Annotated in this window: 15 protein-coding genes; 3 read left to right on the top strand and 12 right to left on the bottom strand. The window is 59.0% G+C overall.

Translation table 11 applies throughout. The features are described from left to right. Positions 1–7 precede the first annotated feature (7 nt). Genes AC30D7_RS24875 through AC30D7_RS24865 form a run of 3 tightly spaced genes read left to right on the top strand, consistent with a single transcriptional unit; the run spans position 8 to position 6,998 of the window. Positions 8–4,567 carry an alpha-2-macroglobulin family protein gene (locus tag AC30D7_RS24875; RefSeq protein ID WP_490135857.1) on the top strand — a complete coding sequence of 1,520 codons (4,560 nt, stop codon included), beginning with the start codon at positions 8–10 and terminating at the stop codon, positions 4,565–4,567. A 1-nt stretch (position 4,568) separates the two neighbouring features. Further along, positions 4,569–6,188 carry a DUF2300 domain-containing protein gene (locus tag AC30D7_RS24870; protein ID WP_490135856.1) on the top strand — a complete coding sequence of 540 codons (1,620 nt, stop codon included), beginning with the start codon at positions 4,569–4,571 and terminating at the stop codon, positions 6,186–6,188. Between the two features lie 3 nt (positions 6,189–6,191). After that, positions 6,192–6,998 carry a YfaP family protein gene (locus AC30D7_RS24865; RefSeq protein WP_230173066.1) on the top strand — a complete coding sequence of 269 codons (807 nt, stop codon included), beginning with the start codon at positions 6,192–6,194 and terminating at the stop codon, positions 6,996–6,998. A gap of 278 nt (positions 6,999–7,276) precedes the next feature. On the opposite strand, the gene darG is transcribed toward AC30D7_RS24865, so the two are convergent. The 12 genes from darG to exaC form a co-directional block, all read right to left on the bottom strand. Continuing rightward, positions 7,277–8,365: a type II toxin-antitoxin system antitoxin DNA ADP-ribosyl glycohydrolase DarG gene (darG, locus tag AC30D7_RS24860; RefSeq protein WP_490135855.1), complete on the bottom strand. Its 1,089-nt coding sequence runs from the start codon at positions 8,363–8,365 to the stop codon at positions 7,277–7,279. Then, a complete protein-coding gene (gene darT / locus AC30D7_RS24855; protein WP_490135854.1) occupies positions 8,362–9,006 on the bottom strand; it encodes a type II toxin-antitoxin system toxin DNA ADP-ribosyl transferase DarT in 645 nt (214 codons plus the stop codon). Before darT ends, darG begins: the two co-directional genes overlap by 4 nt. Beyond that, positions 9,003–9,584, bottom strand: coding sequence for a DarT ssDNA thymidine ADP-ribosyltransferase family protein (locus AC30D7_RS24850; protein WP_018925709.1), 582 nt, complete (start codon positions 9,582–9,584; stop codon positions 9,003–9,005). The genes darT and AC30D7_RS24850 overlap by 4 nt, the downstream gene beginning before the upstream one ends. A gap of 507 nt (positions 9,585–10,091) precedes the next feature. Beyond that, positions 10,092–10,838 (bottom strand): S24 family peptidase, encoded by a 747-nt coding sequence (locus AC30D7_RS24845; protein WP_490135853.1) that lies wholly within the window; start codon positions 10,836–10,838, stop codon positions 10,092–10,094. Between the two features lie 231 nt (positions 10,839–11,069). Next, positions 11,070–11,597: an inorganic diphosphatase gene (gene ppa, locus AC30D7_RS24840; protein ID WP_007933577.1), complete on the bottom strand. Its 528-nt coding sequence runs from the start codon at positions 11,595–11,597 to the stop codon at positions 11,070–11,072. A 113-nt stretch (positions 11,598–11,710) separates the two neighbouring features. Beyond that, positions 11,711–12,523 carry a M90 family metallopeptidase gene (locus AC30D7_RS24835; protein ID WP_490135852.1) on the bottom strand — a complete coding sequence of 271 codons (813 nt, stop codon included), beginning with the start codon at positions 12,521–12,523 and terminating at the stop codon, positions 11,711–11,713. 6 nt (positions 12,524–12,529) lie between these two features. Further along, positions 12,530–13,186, bottom strand: a complete 657-nt coding sequence (locus tag AC30D7_RS24830) for a DedA family protein (protein ID WP_019650877.1) — start codon at positions 13,184–13,186, stop codon at positions 12,530–12,532. A 233-nt stretch (positions 13,187–13,419) separates the two neighbouring features. Then, a complete protein-coding gene (locus AC30D7_RS24825) occupies positions 13,420–13,881 on the bottom strand; it encodes a GNAT family N-acetyltransferase (RefSeq protein ID WP_018925733.1) in 462 nt (153 codons plus the stop codon). A 113-nt stretch (positions 13,882–13,994) separates the two neighbouring features. Then, complete coding sequence (eutC, locus tag AC30D7_RS24820) at positions 13,995–14,819, bottom strand: ethanolamine ammonia-lyase subunit EutC (protein WP_490135851.1); 825 nt, start codon at positions 14,817–14,819, stop codon at positions 13,995–13,997. An 8-nt stretch (positions 14,820–14,827) separates the two neighbouring features. Next, positions 14,828–16,222 carry an ethanolamine ammonia-lyase subunit EutB gene (locus tag AC30D7_RS24815; RefSeq protein WP_490135850.1) on the bottom strand — a complete coding sequence of 465 codons (1,395 nt, stop codon included), beginning with the start codon at positions 16,220–16,222 and terminating at the stop codon, positions 14,828–14,830. 200 nt (positions 16,223–16,422) lie between these two features. Then, positions 16,423–17,793 (bottom strand): ethanolamine permease, encoded by a 1,371-nt coding sequence (eat, locus tag AC30D7_RS24810; protein WP_019581359.1) that lies wholly within the window; start codon positions 17,791–17,793, stop codon positions 16,423–16,425. A gap of 191 nt (positions 17,794–17,984) precedes the next feature. Continuing rightward, complete coding sequence (gene exaC / locus AC30D7_RS24805) at positions 17,985–19,505, bottom strand: acetaldehyde dehydrogenase ExaC (protein WP_490135849.1); 1,521 nt, start codon at positions 19,503–19,505, stop codon at positions 17,985–17,987. Positions 19,506–19,871 lie beyond the last annotated feature (366 nt).

Below are 19,871 nucleotides of genomic sequence, written 5' to 3'. Positions count from 1 at the left end.
TGCCCGCATGCTGCGCATTTGCTCAAAACTGCCTCTTTTGCTTGCGTTGGTTCTGCCTCTGTCGGCAGTCAACGCCGAAGACACCGTCGAGCCGAGCGGCTATACGCCGGTGGCCGGTGAAAGCTTTTTCCTGTTGGCCGACAGCAGTTTCGCCAGCGACGAACAGGCGGTGGTACGCCTCGAAGCGCCGGGTCGTGACTATCGCCGGTTCCGCATGGAGCCTTACGGCGGTGCGGACATTCGGGTGTATCGCATCGACAAGCCGCTGGATTTCCTCAAGCGCCAGAAGAACCTGCACCGTGTGGTCAGCGACGGCCAGTTCAAGGGCGAAGGCCTGTCGAACACCCTCGCGTATCTGTGGGACAACTGGTACCGCAAATCCCGTCGGGTGATGCAGCGGGCGTTTTCCTACGAGTCGCGTAAACAAGTCACCGAGGAAGTGCCGGAACTGAAGATGGGCACCGCCATCGCCGCGCCAACGCCCTACGACGCACAGCCACAATTCGCGTTGATTCCGGGTCTGCCGGTGGTCAGCCAATTCCGTTATCCGCTGTGGCAAGCCAAACCGATCCAGCCGCCTGAAGGCGTGAAACTGGTTGGTTCTTCCAGTGAGTTCGTCAGCGTCTCGCCGGGCAACGTTTATATCCCGCTGGGCAACCTGAAACCGGGCCTGTATCTGGTGGAAGCGCTGATCGGCAAGTACCGCGCAACCACTATGGTGTTCGTCTCCAACACCGTGGCCGTGAGCAAGATTGCCGGTGATGAATTGCTGGTGTGGGCTGCGCGCAAACACGAAGGCAGTTCGGTGCCAAAAGTGAATGTGCTATGGACCGACGGCCTGGGCGTGATGAGCAGTGGCGCGACCGATGCCGATGGTTTGCTGCGCCTGAAACACGTCAGCCCGGAGCGTTCGTTCGTGATCGGCGAGGACGAAGAGGGCGGGGTGTTCGTCTCCGAGAACTTCTACTACGACAGCGAAATCTACGACACCAAACTCTATGCGTTTACCGATCGGCCGCTGTACCGGCCGGGTGATTGGGTGTCGTTGAAAATCGTCGGTCGCGAGTTCAAGAATGCCCGGGATTCCGTGGCACCGACCGCTGCCGACGTCAACGTCACCGTACTCGATGCCACCGGCACAGCGCTGCAATCGTTGGCGCTGAAGCTCGATTCCAAGGCCGGCACCCAGGGCCGTTTCCAGTTGCCGGACAATGCGGTGGCAGGTGGTTATGAGCTGCGTTTCAGCTACAAGGATCAGGCCTACAGCAGTGCCTTCCGCGTGGCTGAGTACATCAAGCCGCACTTCGAGATTTCCCTGAACCTGGCCAAGCAGGATTACCGCACCGGCGAACCGGTCAAGGGCAGTCTGGTGTTGTTGTACCCGGACGGTAAACCAGTGGCCGACGCCAAGGTGAGCCTGAGCCTGCGCGCCCAACAACTGTCGATGGTCGATAACGAACTGCAATACCTGGGGCAATTCCCGGTGGAGCTGACCAGCGCCGAACTGACCACCGACGCCAAGGGCAACGCGACGCTTGACCTGCCCGCCGCCGAGAAACCGAGCCGCTACATGCTCACCGTATTCGCCAGTGATGGCGCGGCGTACCGGGTCAAGACCACCAAGGAAATCCTCATCGACCGTGGTGCCGCCAGTTTCCGCCTGAGCGCGCCGCAACGGTTCAGCGCGGCGGGCGACAAGGTTGCCTTCAGCTATGCCAACGAAGGTGGCAGCGAGCAGAGCAAAGCGGTTAACCCGAGCAGCTACAGCTGGGTGCGACTCGAAGATCAGACCACTGGCGAAGGAAAACTCGCCGCCAAGGACAAAGGCTTCAGCCTGGCCTTCGACCGTCCGGGTACTTACAACCTGACGTTGAAAGATGATCATGGCCGCGTGCTTGGCGCGACCGGTCATTCGGTCACGGGTGATGGCGTCAAAGCCGTGCCCGGCACCGTGGAAATCGTCCTCGACAAACCCGAGTACAAGGCCGGTGACGAAGCCCTCGCGTTGATCACTTTCCCCGAGCCGGTCAGCGATGCGTTGTTGTCGCTCGAGCGCGACAAGGTCGAGGCCACGGCGTTGCTGTCCAAGGGCGCCGACTGGCTGAAGATGGAAAAACTCAGCGACACCCAATACCGCGCGCGCATCGCAGTGAAGGATAACTTCGCGCCGAACCTGACGTTCTCCGTGCTCTATACCAAGGGCGGTCAGTACAGCTTCCAGAACGCCGGTATCAAGGTGGTCGCGCCACAGATCGATGTGGCGATCACTACCGACAAAGAGGCGTATCAGCCCGGCGATACCGTGTCCGTGGACCTCACCACCCAGTTCGCCGGCAAGCCGATTCCGGCTCACCTGACGGTCAGCGTGGTCGACGAAATGATCTACGCGCTGCAGCCGGAAGTGGCGCCGACCATCGACCAGTTCTTCTACCACCCGCGCCGCAACAACGTGCGCACCAGCGCCAGTTTGTCGTTCATCAGCTACGACGTGGCACTGCCGGGCAGCCCGGGCGCGCCGGGTAAAGCCAACCGCAGCGAGCGTGGGGTGAAAGTGTTGGAGCGGCCGCGTCGTGAAGACGTCGACACCGCCGCGTGGCAGCCGGAATTGATCACCGACGCCAACGGCAAGACCCGCTTCACCTTCAAGATGCCGGACTCCTTGACCCGCTGGCGCATCACCGCCCGCGCCATCGCCGATGACGGTCAGGTCGGGCAGAAGAAGCAATTCGTGCGCTCGGAAAAACCGCTGTACCTGAAGTGGAGCGGCCCGACCAAATTCCGTAACGGCGACAAACCGGATCTTGGCGTATTCGCTTTCAGTCAGGCCGAGAAACCGGTCAAGGCTGAGCTGGTGATTCATTACGCGGGTGCCGAGCAACGTGTGCCGGTCACACTGAACAACGGCGTCAACTACGTCCCATTGCCGGCATTCACATTGGCCAATGGCGATTGGACCGCCGAGCTGGTGCAGGATGGCAAAACCGCTGACGCCTTGGCCGTACGCCTGACCGCGACTGGCGAAGGCTGGCAGGTGACCCAGAGCCAAAGCCTGGACGCGCTCAGCGGCGACACGCCGTTGACCTTGCCGACGGACGCCACGGATATTCGCCTGCGTCTGGATGACAGCCCGCAAGCAGTGTTCCGCTCGGCCCTCGATGATCTGCTGAGCTATCCGTATGGCGGCGTCGAACAAACCGCCAGCCGTCTGCTGCCGCTGAGCATCGCCTATCCAACGCTGTCGTCGAACCCGCAGATCCGTGATCGCTTGCGTTTGATCATGCAGAACAGCCGCCTGCGTCTGGTGCAAATGGCCGGGCCGTCGGCGTGCTTCACTTGGTGGGGCTTTGACGGCGAGCCGGATGCATTCCTCACCGCTTACGCCTATTACGCCGACTGGCACGCCAGCAAAGTGCTGGAACTGAGCCTGCCGCCGGAGCACTGGCAGCGGGTGTTGGAGGTCTACGCGAAACAGGCGCAGAACACGCCGCTGTTGCAGCGGGCGTTGATTCTGTCGTTTGCCAAACAGATGCAATTGCCTGTGAACACGCTGCTCAGCGGTTTGATCGACGACCTGGTGAAAGCCGGCGAAGGCAATGCCGCGAGCGTGATGGACGATGGCGCAGAGAGCCTGATCATGAACGATCCGGATTCGGCCTTGGGGCTGGCCAGTGCTCGGGTGTTGACCGCGTCTTTGGCGCGTCAGGCCAAGGTCAATCTGCCGCCGGCGTTCAGTCGTCAAGTGGATGCTGCGCAACAGCAAGTGGCCGCCAGCGCTCAACCGTTTGTCGAAGCCCTGAACCTGTCACTGCAAGCTTTCGATCAGGCTCATGCGCAAGCGTTGTTGCAACGCCTGTTGCCACAGCAATCGACCCTGGAACGCGCGTTGGCGCTGACCTGGTTGCAACGCAGCATCGAGCAGGCCTCTCCGACCATCGCATTGGCACCGGGTGAGGGCTGGAAGAAACGCTACAGTGATACCGGTGAGATGTATTGGACGTGGCAGGGCTCTTCGCCAGTGCCGGCGGCATTGTCGCTGAGCGGAACGCAAGAGCGCCCGCTACGCGCCATGTTGAGCTTCCAGACCAAACAACCGGCAATCGATCCGATGGCGGTGACCATCACCCGTCGCCTGTCGCGTCTGGTGCCGGGTGATGAAGCGTTCGAATTCAAACTCGAAGCGGTCGGCACCAAGCCGTTATCCAGCGACAGCCTGTACCTGGACGAAGTGATCATCACCAGCAAAGCCGCGAAACCGCTGCGCTACGGCATGCTCGAAGTGCCGCTGCCACCGGGTGCGGACGTCGAGCGCACCACGTGGGGCATCAAGCTGATGGGCAAGGCCGGCACCGAGCCGACCGCGCTGGAGAAAGCCCGTTTCGAGCCGGGGCAAATGGCCTATGCGGTGCCAGTGGATGCGCTGAGCGGTGAGTTGCGCCTGCGTCATCTGGTGCGCTTCTCGCAAAAAGGCCAGTTCAACCTGCCGCCGGTGCGCTTCACGCAGGTCTACGCGCCACAGCATCAGGCTCAGGAACAGAAAACGGCGCTCGGTCAGGTCACGGTCAACTGACATGACCCGGCGTCTGGTCTGGTGGTTGCTGTGTTTGATCCCTGCGCTGGCGACAGCGCAGGACGAGCCGCTGCGCCTGGGTTTCAAGGGTGAGCTGCTTGCGTTGAGCCAGACTCAGGTGATCTCGCGTGAGCCATTGCCTGATGATTTGCAGACGCCGTTGGGCAGCTTGTGGAAGCTGTTTGTCTACGGTTGGCTGGTGGACACCGGCGCGCGCGAGCCCGCTTATGAATGTCGCGGGCAATCGAAGGAAGAAGTTTATTGCTGCACGGCGGGCGGCACGATCGGGCGTGATCAGGCGTTGGTGAAGTCTTGCGGCTTGTACTTTGAGCCTGCGCGCCTGGGCATTGCCGGCGCACAGTGGCGCGAGTATTGGCAGGCCAGACAAGCGCCGAAATGGTTGCTGGATTTGCCGTCGTTGCAACCGCAGACCCGGGTTCCGGTGGCGGAGTTGTTGAAGGTGTTGGCCGTGCTGCCGGCGCAGGATCAGGCGCGAAGGGTGTTGCTCGATGTGGTGCTCAATGCCGCGGATGGCAATGTCGTGGGTGAACTCGGTGGTCGGTTGCGGGTGAAAACCTGGAGCTGGCTGGGGGATCAGGATCCTTCGTCGCGCCAAGGCGGATTCGCGGGCTGGACGGTAGACGGCACGCCGATCTGGGCCGGTGGGCGCGGCACCAGCCAAATGGTGTTGCGCCATTATGGTCAGTCGCTGGCGACGGTGCTGCCCTCGTCATGGCCAGCCGAGGCAGGGAAGTGCGTTGAGGTCGGCCTGTTCGCGCGTTATCCACTGAAACGCGTGCTGTCGGGGGATCGCGTTGTAGCGCCCGGCCCTTTGCAAGGCGACTACCGCGTCGAGTTCGCCAACGGCAATCAACTCGATATCCACAGCGACGGCGAGTTGTTCTTGCTCAAAGACAAACTCATCGCCCGCCTCGATCGTGAAGAATACGTCGCCCGGGTCCTGCAGCGCGAAGCCAGGCCTGAACCCGTCGAAGCGGCCAAAGCCTTGGCCGTCGCGATCCGCACCTACCTGCTGCAAAACGCTACTCGCAACGGCGACTGCTTGAGCATCGATGACAGCAGCAGTCGACAGCGCGTCGCGCCACGTCCGGCCGCCACTGAGTCGCGCAATATCGCCGCGTGGACCAGCGATCTGGTTCTCGCAGGCAGCAACGTCACCTATCACTCCGACCAACCGGGGCCGGACAAACTCTCCTGGCAGCAAGCCGTCGAACAAGCCAATGCCGGCCAACGCTACGACGCCATCCTGCTGCATGCCTACCCGCGCGCCAGCCTCAGTCGCTGGGACAACCCGGTCGCCTCCTGCGAAGCGCTGCCCGCCGCGCAAGACTGGCTGCAAAACCAGCGCCGCGGCTGGCGCCAACGACTCGAAAGCGAAGTCGGCTACAACGAAGTCAGCACCTTTGCGGTCTGCCGCCTGGCCTTTGGTCGTCCGTTTGTCGACCGCGAACGCCAGCGCATCTACGTACGCGGCGTGCTGTCGTTGCAAGACCGCCTCGACCTGACCCACGAATACCTGCACCTGGCCTTCGAAGCACACCCTAACGGCCAGGATGAAACCTACATCGAAGGGCTCGCCCGTCACCTCTTGCTGGAATAGGCCATGAAACTCCGTTATCCACAGGTCTTGCTGTTGCTTTGCGCTTTTTGCGTACTGCCAGCGACATTTGCCGCCGTCAAACTTGATACGCCCATTGGCGGCTGGCGTACCGGCGCCCCTGAAGGCGAAGGCGAAAGCTTTCGTCAGACGGTCAATTACCCGGCCTCGTCGGTCAACACCCCGGTGGGCCAGGCCAACACGGCGCGCATTACCGGCCAGATCCAATCCACCCCCAAGAGCAATGAGCCCGGCAAGCTGATCGTCAACGGCGTCAGCATGCCGTTGAAAATTGACCCCGCCGGTCGCTTCGACCGCCCGTTCTCATTCCCCAAAGGCAGCAACAGCGTTGAAGTCCGCAGCCCCGATGGCCAACAACGCCACCGCACGCAGTTCCTCAACGCCAACGGCGGCGCCACCCCAGCCAAATTGCGCGTGCTGCTGGCCTGGGACAGCGACGGCACGGACCTGGACTTGCACCTCATAACCCCCGATGGCGCACACATCTGGTACGGCGACCGTGTCGCGCCCAATGGTGCGGCGCTGGATGTGGACGTGACCACCGGCTACGGCCCGGAAATCTTCGCCATGCCGGCGCCAATCAAGGGGCAATACCTGGTGTACGTGAACTACTACGGCGGCGGGTATCGCAGTGATGACGAAGGGCAGGAGGATGCGGTCCAGCCGCTGACCACCGCGCAAGTGACGGTGATTACGGAGGAGGGGACGCCTGATGAAAAAATGGAAACGTTCCTGGTGCCGATGCGGGCGGTGGGGGAGTTGACGTTGGTTAAGGGGTTTAGTTATCCGTGAGGGGAAATCGTCTCGGCACTGCTGAGACGATTTCAATTGGGCAGCAGTTTGCTGCCCAATTGCCTGGGTGAGGCGAGCAGAGTTAGTCAGCAGGCTGCTGACTCAGTATCAGCAGATGGTTCGAGCCTCCATGAAAGAGCTGGAAGCCTCTTTTTGTGACAGCACTGCTGACACAATTTCCGGTTCCGATAGGTTAACGCTCGACCTGTTGCCAGGAGCAGACAAAAGTCGCAGCACTGCTGCGACAAATAGGTACGTGTGCAGGATCGCTGGAGAAGTTAACAGACCGCCATTTCAGGCCTGAAACTACTGGAGGTAAGACGTTTCAGTGCGATATCAAGCGCCTGATCATCGAACAGTTTGCTTTTGCGAGCTGCTGCACCGGCTCCGCCATCCCAACGACTCAGCGCTTCACGTACAGCAGGCACAGTTGGGGAAACTCCTTCCTGACTCAGCAACCAATCGACCGTAGCCAGCAATTCCATACCGAAGGGCGATTCAAATCCGTCGATTAGCTCGGCAGTCCGCTCCAAGGCTGGCAAGAAGTGCTTGGCCTCAGTCTTGAGGTAGGTTTGCAAAAAGGCTTTGCGTTCTTCATCGAACCAAATCACATCACTGATACCCGCATCACTAATTCGTTTGTCGCAATGCAGATAGCTGCCATCAAGATTATTGAGCAGATGCTCCAACCGATTGGCATACGGCCCGTACTTATGAGCAACAAACTGGAGATTCAGCGGGTTTTCGGTGTCTGGTAACTTTTCTATGGCGCGCTCAAGGAACCAGGCCAGCTTCTGAATCTCAAGCAGACTGCATTCCATGCCCAGAACCCAGTAGCGTCGAACCAATTCTGCAATGAGTGCGCGAGCAGGCGTGAGCTTCTCCACTCCGCTACGTTTGGCGACATTCAGATATTGATTGGAAGGTTCGAACACCAGCACATCTACATCCAGATCACTCAAGACTGCAACAATCTGTTCGCGGACCTCAGGCCATTTCAAACCACCGTTACCGGCACCCAGTGGTGGAACCGCCACCGACTTCACTTGGTTTTCAATTAAAAAGCGGCGTAGATCCTGTAAGCCTTCCGTTATCCATGGCATCTGCGACGGCGATCGCCAGTGACGTTTGGTAGGAAAGTTTACGATCCAGCGTGGACCTTCCAGTTCGTTGACCGCAGTCACATGAACTTTACCTGTCTCCAATTCGCCAGCCTTGCAGGCAGCCGAGTACAGACGGTAGTTCTCTGTGAAGCGCTCTTTGAACATCAGCGCGATGCCTTTGCCCATCACACCCACGGTATTCACCGTGTTGACGAGGGCTTCGGTTTTGGCTTCCAGAAGGTTGCCTTGGGTAAATCTGATCATTGGAAATACCATCCCGGACGTGCATGAACAGGCAAGGCCAAGCCTCTAGCGGCCACGTCTTGTTCTATGCGTTTTTTCATTGCATCGGTGTAGCACATGATGCCCAGGAGTCCTGTAATCGGTAGGTGATGGTGAATCAGCGCTTCGGCCTGATAACGCTCCATTTTTCGAGGGTCATCAGGATCACGTTTGAAGTCGCGTCGTTGAAGGATAGACCAATCAATCTCGCCGAGATTCGCCAGGTCGCTGTAATAGTCTGTCCAATCCGGGTAGGCATGTGCGTTTGTGAAGACAAACGGTAGGCCAAGCTGTTCGACGCGGTACAGGCTGGAGACGAGAATCACGATTTCATCGTTGTTACGCTGCTGAACGCTCCACCCGGAGTGAATGTTTTTCATCATTACAGAGAAGGGTGTGAAATAGAAGGGTACGTAGTCGGCCAGCACCCCTCCCGGAGCAATGAGCACAGGGCGAGATCGGCGCTTGTCGATCAACTCGGTATTGCCAATATTCACGTACTGCGGTGCCTGCACGTCCGAGTTTGCGCAATGCAGACCGTTGTCCAGAATCCAGGGTAGGTTATCGCGGTGGACGATACGCCAGATCAGAGCCTTCTCTGGATTCAGTCTGCTGTAATTCATTGATAAAACATTCTCTGATTCACGCCGGTGAGTACAGTAACACCGGCCTCGCGCATTTTAGCCGCGCAGAGTGCTTCAACCTCCTCGTTAGGAGTGAAAACTTTGAAGAAGACGTTGGGTTTAACAACGCCAGGCGCTAGGCATTCGGCCATGCAGATACTCTTGCAATGAGCGTCCTGATATTCGCGGGTATTCATGACCTCCCACTCGATGGCTTCGAAACCCTCGTCGTAATCGAGTAACTGGATTGAATCACTAGCCAGTGGATGGCGCGGAATGACTTTCCAGCCATTTTGTTTCGCAATTGATCTGTAAACCGAGATCAGGACAAATTTGGCATCGGGTCTATGGCGCTGCACGCTTCCATCAAATGGATTTGCAGCAAACCAATGAAAGGGTACGTAGCGGTCAAGTTTTAGGGCTTGACGCTTTTTCAGGATTTCACTGTCTGCTACGTCTTTAAAATCAGTGATATCGGCGCGAGGTTTCAGGCCTTCCTGAAAAATGCCATCCAGATTTTCAACCGAAGTGAGGTGGTAGAGAAGCTTTTGTTCCTTGATATTTCTGGCGTCCGGCATGGTGGTCTCCTTGACCTGCACATCTGTCTACGCTGGCTTCAGTCCTAGTCCGTGTAAGCAGCGACCTTGAGAGTAGGACGTACGTCATGATTCTAGTGTGCTATCACATAAAGCCACAAAAATGGAGCGCGCTGACGGAGAGTGAACAGAGAATTCCGTAGTACCCAGATCGGTTGCACTGCGGGATTTTCCAGAGGACCACTAAAGGCGACTTTCTTTCAGGCATTAAAAAGCCGGCTTGTGGCCGGCTTCTCGGGGACTGGCTTGGTTTATTTTTGGTAAACCGCGCCAGCCTTCAAAACGTACACCCGGATCTTGCGTCCGGCTGTGGGACTTGGCGAGAAAGTGATCTGCCTTGTCGGTGCGATCTGAGCCTTGGAAAGGGTCGATGCGCAAATGTGGGGCGCAGCATACTGATTTTTTTGAGGAATTCCCAGCTTGGTGTGCGGGATAGAGCGATTGCGCTGAGGCGTAGCAGCTGCCGAAGGCTGCTACAGGGCTTCGTATTTACAGGAACGGTATGGACGGTCTGCGTTTGTTGAGTGTCGACCACCAGAACACCCACCCCAATACCCTGATGTTCTGCTTGTCGATCTGCTCGGCACTGAAGATTTCATCCGGATACTCAGCACGGTTGTGGCTGCGCAGCCGCAATGCATTCCCCGGCATCCGGTGCAGGTATTTGATCCGCAACATGCCGTCATGCTCGATTGCATAGATCTCGCCGTCGATAATCTGCGTAAGCCCGCGATCAATGGCGAGGGTAGAACCGTCTTCAATCTTTTCGGCCATGCTGTTACCGATCATGTGGGTGCAGATGGCATTGGCATGTTTGATTTCCAGGGAGTCGAGGTGGCTGTGGGGCAGGCGGATCGATTGGCCTGGGTCTTCGACAACGTGGGTTCTGTTGGAGCCTGGGGCGACGGTAGTTTCTTTGAAGAAGGGCAGTTCGACGTCGATGGGCTCGATCACCGTGTAGATGCCACGGATGGCCTGGGCGTCGAAGGTGTTGCCGGACTCGTCGAGCACACGCAGGCGCGAGGACTCTTTCGGGCCTTCGCCGGTTTTCAGCCAGTCGCTGTTGACGGACAGTAACCGGGAGACCTCTTCCATGCGATAGGCGGGCACACCACGGGTGTACCAGTTATGGATATTTTGCGCTTCCGTGTCGAAGAAAGCGGCGAATCCTGTCGTTGTGATGTTCGCCGCTTCGAGGAGCGCTCTAAACCGTGGGCCGCTAGTGTTCTTTTTCATAAACACGAGTCTACTGGCGCAGGATGGGGCTTTGAATAAACGACCCGTTCAAATTTCGAGGGAAATTTAAGACCGGATGTAAGACGTATTTTGTAAGATTTAAACAGGTAAAAACCCAGGCCAGGAAGCCGCAAAACGCGTTGTTAAGGGCGTATTTCCAGCGCCCACAAAAAACCCCGGATCAACCGGGGTTTTTCTTGAAGCGTGAGGCTAGAAGCTAGCTGCTGATTCTCAGCCTTTGTAGGCGGCAACCGACTTGGTGATCGCGGCGCGGGCAGCGTCTGCGCCGTCCCAGCCTTCGATTTTCACCCATTTGCCTTTTTCGAGGTCTTTGTAGTTCGCGAAGAAGTGCTCGATCTGCTGGATCAGCAGGGCTGGCAGGTCGGTGTATTCCTTCACGTCCACGTACAGCTGGGACAGCTTGTCGTGTGGGACTGCGATGACTTTGGCATCGCCGCCGCCGTCGTCGGTCATGTTCAGGATGCCGACTGGACGCGCGCGGATCACCGAGCCTGGAGCAACCGGGTAAGGGGTCACAACCAGCACGTCGAGGGGATCGCCGTCGTCAGCCAGGGTGTTCGGGATGTAACCGTAGTTGGCCGGGTAGAACATTGGGGTGGCCATGAAACGGTCAACGAACAGGCAATCGCTGTCTTTGTCGATTTCGTATTTGATCGGCGCGTGGTTGGCCGGGATCTCGATCGCGACGTAGATGTCGTTCGGCAGGTCTTTGCCAGCCGGAATCTTGCTGTAGCTCATTGGGCGGTGCCCCCGTTAGTTGACCAAAAACACTTGGCCGGATTGACCAAAAAGTGGCGGCGATTATAGGCATATTCCGCCACCGTTGCTATGTGCCAGAGGTCGTGTAGACCTTAGTCGTGAGCCTGATAGACCGGATCATTGGCCTGAAGTTGCCTAAGCCTTGCCAAGGGATCCTGCCGGTAAAACAGCCTCAACTGCTCGTAGACCTGTGGATAAGCCTCGTGCAGCAAATCCGGGGCGCTGAAGAAGTATTCGCTGGTGACCGCGAAGAACTCGGCGGGGTTTTCCGCGGCGTACGGGTCGATGGCGGTTTCAGCGTCCGGGTTGCGCTCCAGTTGCCGGTCGAGGTCGTCATAGGCTTCCTGCATGACCTTGGCCCAGTCGCTGACGCGCATGTCGGCGTGCAGCGGTGGCAGGCCATTGGCGTTGCCGTTGAGCATGTCGAGCTTGTGCGCGAGTTCGTGGATCACCAGGTTGTAGCCTTCCCAGCCACCGCTGGCCATCACGCCGGGCCAGGCGAGGATGATCGGGCCTTGCTGCCAGGCTTCGCCGCTGTGTTCACCATCCCATTCGTGTTCGACGCCGCTGGCATCGCGATGGCGCTGGGGGCTGAGGAAGTCGTCGGGGTAGAGGATGACTTCGTGAAAGCCCTGATACCAGTTCAGATCATCCAAATGCATGAGCGGTAATTGGGCCTGGGCGGCGAGCAGCAGGCGCTGCTCCTGGTGGAGTTCGACGCCGGGCAGGGCGGTCAGGTGTTTGTCTTGCAGGAACAGCACGCAGGCTTCGCGCAACCACTGGTCTTCGGCTGCGCTGATGCCATCAAGGAAGCTCAGGTGATGGCGCACCCGTTGCCACATGTCGTCGGCAATCGGATGCCTGGCCAGGGTGCGCCGGCGTCGCCAGGCGCTAAGGGACCACATCGTCAGTCAGCGGGGTTCAGCTTTGGACGCGGCATTGGCGAGGCGGCTGCGGATCACGCCGATGATCATCGGTAGCAGCGACACCAGGATGATACCCACCACCAGCAACGACAGGTTTTTCTTGATGAACGGTACGTTGCCGAAGAAGTAGCCGAGGGTAACCAGGCCACCCACCCAGAGGATGGTGCCAAAAACGCTGAAGGCAAAGAAACGCGGGTAAGGCATTTTGCCAACGCCGGCGACGAACGGGGCAAAGGTACGGATGATTGGCATGAAACGCGCCAGGGTCACGGTTTTGCCGCCATGTTTGTCGTAGAAATCGTGGGTTTGTTGCAGGTAGTCGCGGCGGAAGATTTTCGAGTTCGGGTTACTGAACAGCCGTTCGCCGACGGTGCGGCCGATCACGTAGTTGGTGCTGTCGCCGAGGATCGCCGCCAGCATCAGCAGGCCGCCCAGCAGTACCGGATCCATGCCGCCACCGGCCGCCACGGCGCCTGCGATGAACAGCAGGGAATCGCCCGGCAGGAACGGCATCACCACCAGTCCGGTTTCGCAGAAGATCACCATAAACAGGATGGCGTAGATCCATGCTCCGTAGTTGTTCACCAGCATCTCAAGGTAAACATCGAGATGCAGAATAACGTCGATCGGGTTGAAATCCATGGAAAGCACCTGTGGTGATGGCCCGACTCAGCAGGCCTGTGCGGATAGCTTCGCGTAAGACTACAGCGGGGTGTGATTTTTCTTACGAGTCGTGAGGTGTGGGCATTATACGGGGTGAAAAGTGAAAAACGCGTCGAGTTTGTAGCGAGGAATGTCGATGTGTTACGAGGTTTGTCGGAAAAGATCGCAGCCTTCGGTAGCGCCTACAGAAGGCTGCGATCTTTTTGGGGGCCTTAAAGTTCGTCACTGATCGGCAACACGTAGTTCTTGAACTCGGTGTCTTCCCTGAACCCGATGGATTCGTAGGTTTTCTGCGCGACTTCGTTGTTGCTGCTGGTGGAAACGCGCATGCGCACGGCATTGGTTTCCTTGGCCATTTTCTTCGCGGTGCGGATGAGGTTGTCGGCCACCAACTGGCGTCGGGCGTCTTCGGCGACGTAGATGTCGTTGAGGATCCATACGCGTTTGAGCGAAAGAGACGAGAAGCTCGGGTACAACTGACAGAAACCCAGCAGTTTGTTGTTGTCGTCATCGGCCAGGGCCAGGTAGATCACCGACTCTTTGCGCCGCAGGCGCTTTTCGAGGAACGCTCGGGACGAGTCCGGATACGGCAGGGAACCGTAAAACTCGCGATATTTGACGAACAACGGGGTCAGCAGGTCCAGGTGTTCGAGGGTCGCTTGAATAATCCGCATGGTAGGTCTCGTCTTCAAGTGGCTGTCTTACATGGTGACGGCGATAGGAAACCCTTGGCGGCCGTGCATCGATCCTGCCTTAAACCGGAATAGAAACGCAATGCGGAAACGGTTCAGGCATCCGACGGGCTGAGTAGGAAATTACCTTTCAAACCTGCTCCTGTGTCCGACTCCAGCGTCTGAACCTGGGCTTCGTCCTTCAGACTGACCCCTGATAACTGCCGCCGACAGGCTTCGCGCATCAAATACAGCAAACGGTGTGCCGCCATGCCATAACTCAAGCCTTCGAGCCGGACATTCGAGATGCAGTTTCGATAGGCATCCGTCAGTCCGACCTTGGGATTATAGGTGAAATACAGCCCCAGGCTGTCTGGCGAGCTCAAGCCAGGGCGTTCGCCGATCAGAATGACCACCATTTTCGCGCCCAGCAGCTCGCCGATCTCGTCGGCCACCGCCACCCGGCCTTGCTCCACCAGAATCACCGGCGACAGGGACCAGTCTTCAATGGCGGTCTGTTCTTCCATGCGTGCCAGAAACGGCAAGGTGTGGCGATGCACGGCCAGTGCCGAGAGACCATCGGCCACCACAACAGCCAGATCCACCCCGCCTGGATGGGCTTGCGCGTAATCACGCAGAGTCTGCGCTGACTCATCACTCAACTTGCGCCCCAAATCGGGGCGCTGCAAATAGCTGTTCCGATCCGTGGCGGCACTGTGCAGCAGCAAACTCTCACGCCCACGCTCGGTCAGTTGCGAACTGAGCGCCGAGTGATCGAAAGGCAGGTGCACCGCATCCCGGGCCTGGGCATGGGCGTACTGGAAGTCCAGTTGCGCGCTGGTCGGCATACTGGTGCCGGTGCGACCCAGTGCAATGCGGGCCGGGGTCAGGCGACGCAGTTCCAGCAACGGATTTTGCGGATCGACGGGGGGCTTATCCATATAAACACTCATCCCAGTTGCGCCAATGCCTGGCGGAACGCCGGTGGCAGGCTGTTGCCGAAGTGAATTTTGCCGTCCGCCTGGGTGAAGATGCCCATGTTCGCCAGCCACTGTTCAAACTCCGGCGCCGGTTTCAGGCCCAGGGTTTGCCGGGCGTAGAGGGCATCGTGGAACGAGGTGGTCTGGTAATTGAGCATGATGTCGTCGGAGCCGGGGATGCCCATGATGAAGTTGATCCCGGCCACGCCCAGCAGGGTCAGCAGGGTGTCCATGTCGTCCTGGTCGGCTTCGGCATGGTTGGTGTAACAGATATCGCAACCCATGGGCACGCCCAGCAGCTTGCCGCAGAAGTGGTCTTCGAGGCCGGCGCGGATGATCTGTTTACCGTTATAGAGGTATTCCGGGCCGATGAAGCCTACGACGGTGTTCACCAGAAACGGTTTGAAATGCCGCGCCACGGCGTAGGCGCGGGTTTCACAGGTCTGTTGATCGATGCCGTGGTGGGCGTTGGCCGACAAGGCACTGCCTTGGCCTGTCTCGAAATACATCAGGTTTTGGCCCAGTGTGCCGCGATTCAGACTCAAACCCGCGTCATAGCCTTCCTGCAGGACGTTGAGGTTGATACCGAAACTGGCATTGGCGGCTTCGGTGCCGGCAATCGACTGGAACACCAGGTCCAGCGGAACGCCGCGATTGACGGCCTCGATGGAGGTGGTGACGTGGGTCAGCACGCAGGCCTGTGTCGGAATGTCGTAGCGCTGGATGATCGCGTCGAGCATTTCCAGAATGGCGCAGATCGAAGCGATGCTGTCGGTAGCCGGGTTGATGCCGATCATCGCGTCACCATTGCCGTACAGCAGGCCGTCGAGAATGCTGGCGGCGATGCCGGCCGGTTCGTCGGTGGGGTGATTGGGTTGCAGGCGCGTCGAAAGCCGACCGCGCAGGCCCAGGGTGCCGCGGAACTTGGTGACCACGCGGATTTTCTGCGCCACCAGCACCAGATCCTGCACACGCATGATCTTCGATACGGCGGCGACCATTTCCGGGGTCAGGCCGGGGGCGAGGGTGCGCAGGCTCTGTTCATCGGCGGCCTCGCTGAGCAGCCAGTCGCGGAAACCGCCGACGGTGAGGTGGCTGACCGCTTTAAAAGCCTGTTTGTCGTGAGTATCGATGATCAGTCGGGTGACTTCATCGGCCTCGTAGGGAATCAGCACTTCCTCCAGGAAGTGGGGCAGCGGAATGTCGGCCAAGGCCATCTGGGCGGCCACCCGCTCGCCATCGTTAAGGGCGGCAACGCCGGCCAGAAAGTCCCCGGAGCGCGCGGGGCTGGCTTTGGCCATGACGTCCTTGAGGCTGCTGAAGCGATAGGTCTGGGCGCCGACGGTATGGGCAAATACGGCCATGGGACGGTGTCCTCCTGATTCAATAAATATCTCAAATGCACCGCCAGACCTCTGTGGGGCGGGCTTGCTCGCGAAGGCATACTGTCAGTCGACATCAATGTTGAATGACACCCCGCTTTCGCGAGCAAGCCCGCTCCCACATTGGGTTTGGTGCACTTCAATATGGCAGGCGCCGGGAATCAGCCCGGCGCCGGTGCAATTCAGACACCTTCGAGCATCGCATCCGCCGGTGCATCGGCGCGTTGCTTGGCGGTCAGTTGGAAATACAGATAACCGGCCACCATGAAACCAAGGAACACACAGCCAATCAGCGCGTTGAACCAGGCCATCGCCACCAGGCACACCACCGCCAGGAACAGCGCAATCCCCGGTACGATCGGGTAGCCAGGCGCGCGGAAGGTGCGTTCCAGGTTCGGCTCGGTTTTACGCAATTTGAACAGGCTTAGCATACTGATGATGTACATCACAATCGCGCCGAATACCGACATGGTGATCATTGCAGCCGTCAGCGTCATGCCTTGCAGGTTGACCAGGCCGTCGCTGTAGATCGCCGCGATGCCGATCACGCCGCCCGCCAGAATCGCCCGGTGCGGGGTCTGGAAGCGTGACAATTTAGCGAGGGAAGCAGGCAGGTAACCGGCGCGAGCCAGGGCGAAGAACTGTCGCGAATAGCCCAGAATGATCCCGTGGAAGCTCGCCACCAGGCCGAACAGGCCGATCCATACCAGCATGTGCATCCAGCTCGAGTTATTACCGACCACGGCTTTCATCGCCTGAGGCAGCGGATCGTTGATGTTCGACAGTTGGCGCCAATCCCCGACACCGCCGGCCATGACCATCACGCCGATGGCGAGGAACACCAGGGTCAGAATGCCACTGACGTAAGCCTTGGGAATCGTGCGTTTCGGGTCTTTGGCTTCTTCAGCGGCCATGGCCGCGCCTTCAATGGCGAGGAAAAACCAGATCGCGAAAGGGATGGCCGCAAAGATACCGGGAATCGAGGCCATGCTGAATTCATTGGCGCCCGACCAGCCGTTGAGCACGAAGTTACTGAAGCTGAAGCCTGGCGCGACCACGCCCATGAACACCAGCAATTCGGCGACCGCGAGTACGGTGACCACCAATTCGAAGGTGGCCGCAATGCTGACGCCGAGGATATTCAAGGTCATGAACACGAAATAGGCGCCAACGGCGGCGATCTTCGGGTCCAGCTCCGGGTATTGCACGTTGAGGTAGGCACCGATGGCCATGGCAATCGCCGGTGGTGCAAAGACGAACTCAATCAGGGTGGCAATGCCGGCGATCAATCCGCCTCGTTCGCCGAAGGCCCGGCGGCTGTAGGCAAACGGCCCGCCCGCGTGGGGAATGGCGGTGGTCAATTCGGTGAAACTGAAGATGAAGCAGGTGTACATCGTCGCCACCATCAATGCGGTGACGAGAAAACCCAGAGTGCCTGCGGTGCCCCAGCCGTAACTCCAGCCGAAATACTCGCCGGAAATCACCAGGCCGACGGCAATGCCCCATAGATGCAGGGTGCCGAGTGTGGGTTTGAGCTGTGTAGTAGAAGTCATAAGTCCTCTCTGTCTTTTTATTGTTTGATCTGTTGGACTTTCGGGTATGGCGTTCAGGTGTAGAGCGGGCACGCAAAGCCCATGCCAGGCCGGCAGGGCGATGAAGGGTGCGTTTAGGGGCGCCATCGCGGGCAAGCCCGCGATGGCTCATCTGAAGGGCGACACAGAAATACCTATATCGCCCCCGGTTTTTAGAAGAAGCCCAACGGGTTGATGTCGTAGCTCACCAGCAGGTTTTTGGTCTGCTGATAGTGATCGAGCATCATTTTGTGGGTTTCACGGCCGACGCCGGACTTTTTGTAACCACCGAACGCGGCGTGTGCCGGGTACAGGTGGTAGCAGTTGGTCCACACGCGACCGGCCTTGATGGCGCGGCCCACGCGGTAGGCGCGGTTGATGTCGCGGGTCCAGAGGCCGGCACCCAGGCCGAACTCGGTGTCATTGGCGATGGCCAGGGCCTCGGCTTCGTCCTTGAAGGTGGTGATGCTCACCACCGGGCCGAAGATTTCTTCCTGGAACACGCGCATTTTGTTGGTGCCCTTGAGCAGGGTCGGCTGGATGTAATACCCGGTCGCCAGGCTGCCCTCGAGTTTTTCCACCTTGCCACCGGTCAGCAACTCGGCGCCTTCGCCCTTGGCGATGTCCAGGTACGAAAGGATTTTGTCGAATTGCTGCTCGGACGCCTGGGCGCCGACCATGGTGTCGGTGTCCAGCGGGTCGCCACGCTTGATCTGCAGGACTTTTTTCATGACAACTTCCATGAACTCGTCGTAGATCGACTCCTGTACCAGAGCGCGGGACGGGCAGGTGCAGACTTCGCCCTGGTTGAAGAACGCCAGCACCAGGCCTTCGGCGGCTTTCTCGATGAAGGACGGTTCGGCTTGCATGATGTCGGCGAAGAAGATGTTCGGCGACTTGCCACCCAGCTCCACGGTGGACGGAATGATGTTCTCGGCTGCGCATTTCATGATGTGCGAGCCGACCGGGGTTGAGCCGGTGAAGGCGATTTTGGCGATACGCTTGCTGGTAGCCAGTGCTTCCCCGGCTTCTTTGCCGAAGCCTTGCACCACGTTGAGCACGCCCGGTGGCAACAGGTCGCCGATCAGCTCCATCAGCACGGTGATGCCCAGCGGGGTTTGCTCGGCAGGTTTGAGGACAATGCAGTTACCGGCGGCCAGGGCCGGAGCGAGTTTCCAGGCGGCCATCAGGATCGGGAAGTTCCACGGGATGATCTGCCCGACCACGCCCAGCGGTTCATGGATGTGATAGGCCACGGTATTGCCGTCGATCTCGGCGGCGCTGCCTTCCTGGGCGCGGATGCAGCCGGCGAAGTAGCGGAAGTGGTCGGCGGCCAGCGGGATGTCGGCGTTGAGGGTTTCACGCACGGCCTTGCCGTTGTCCCAGGACTCGGTGATCGCCAGCAGTTCCAGGTTCTGTTCGATGCGATCGGCGATTTTCAGCAGGACCAGCGAGCGAGCCTGGGCGGACGTGGCGCCCCAGGCATCGGCGGCGGCATGGGCGGCGTCCAGGGCTTTTTCGATGTCTTCGGCAGTGGAGCGCGGGAATTCGGCAATCGGTTGGCCGTTGACCGGCGAAGTATTGGTGAAGTACTGACCTTTGACAGGCGCGACGAACTCGCCGCCGATGTAGTTACCGTATTTGCTCTTGAACGAAACGATAGCGCCTTCAGTACCGGGGTGAGCGTAACGCATGATGGGTTTCTCCTTGGCTTTTGTGCTTATAAGGGAGGACGCGCCAGAGCGCGGTAACAAGCGTAGAGCAAAGGTTGGGCCAGTGCCTTGCAGGGCAGTTAAATCAAGGGCTTGTGTGTTTTTTGTCGGACGGCTGGGCGGGGCTTGTGACGCTTGCGGTACAACCCGTGTGACACTTTGTACCGCTTGTGGCACAACCTGTGACCGATGGGTCTTGCCAGCATTGCAATGCGTCGATGGCTGGAGGATGCTGGGCCTCAAATTGACACACAGGTAATCCTCTGTGGCGAGGGAGCTTGCTCCCGCTGGGCTGCGTAGCGGCCCCAAAATGTTTGCCCGGTCATGGTTTTGGCGAGCGCTGCGCAC

The organism is Pseudomonas sp. DF5 (assembly GCF_058148225.1).
Note: the sequence above shows the minus strand (reverse complement) of the source record. Positions and strands in the feature narration are given on the sequence as shown.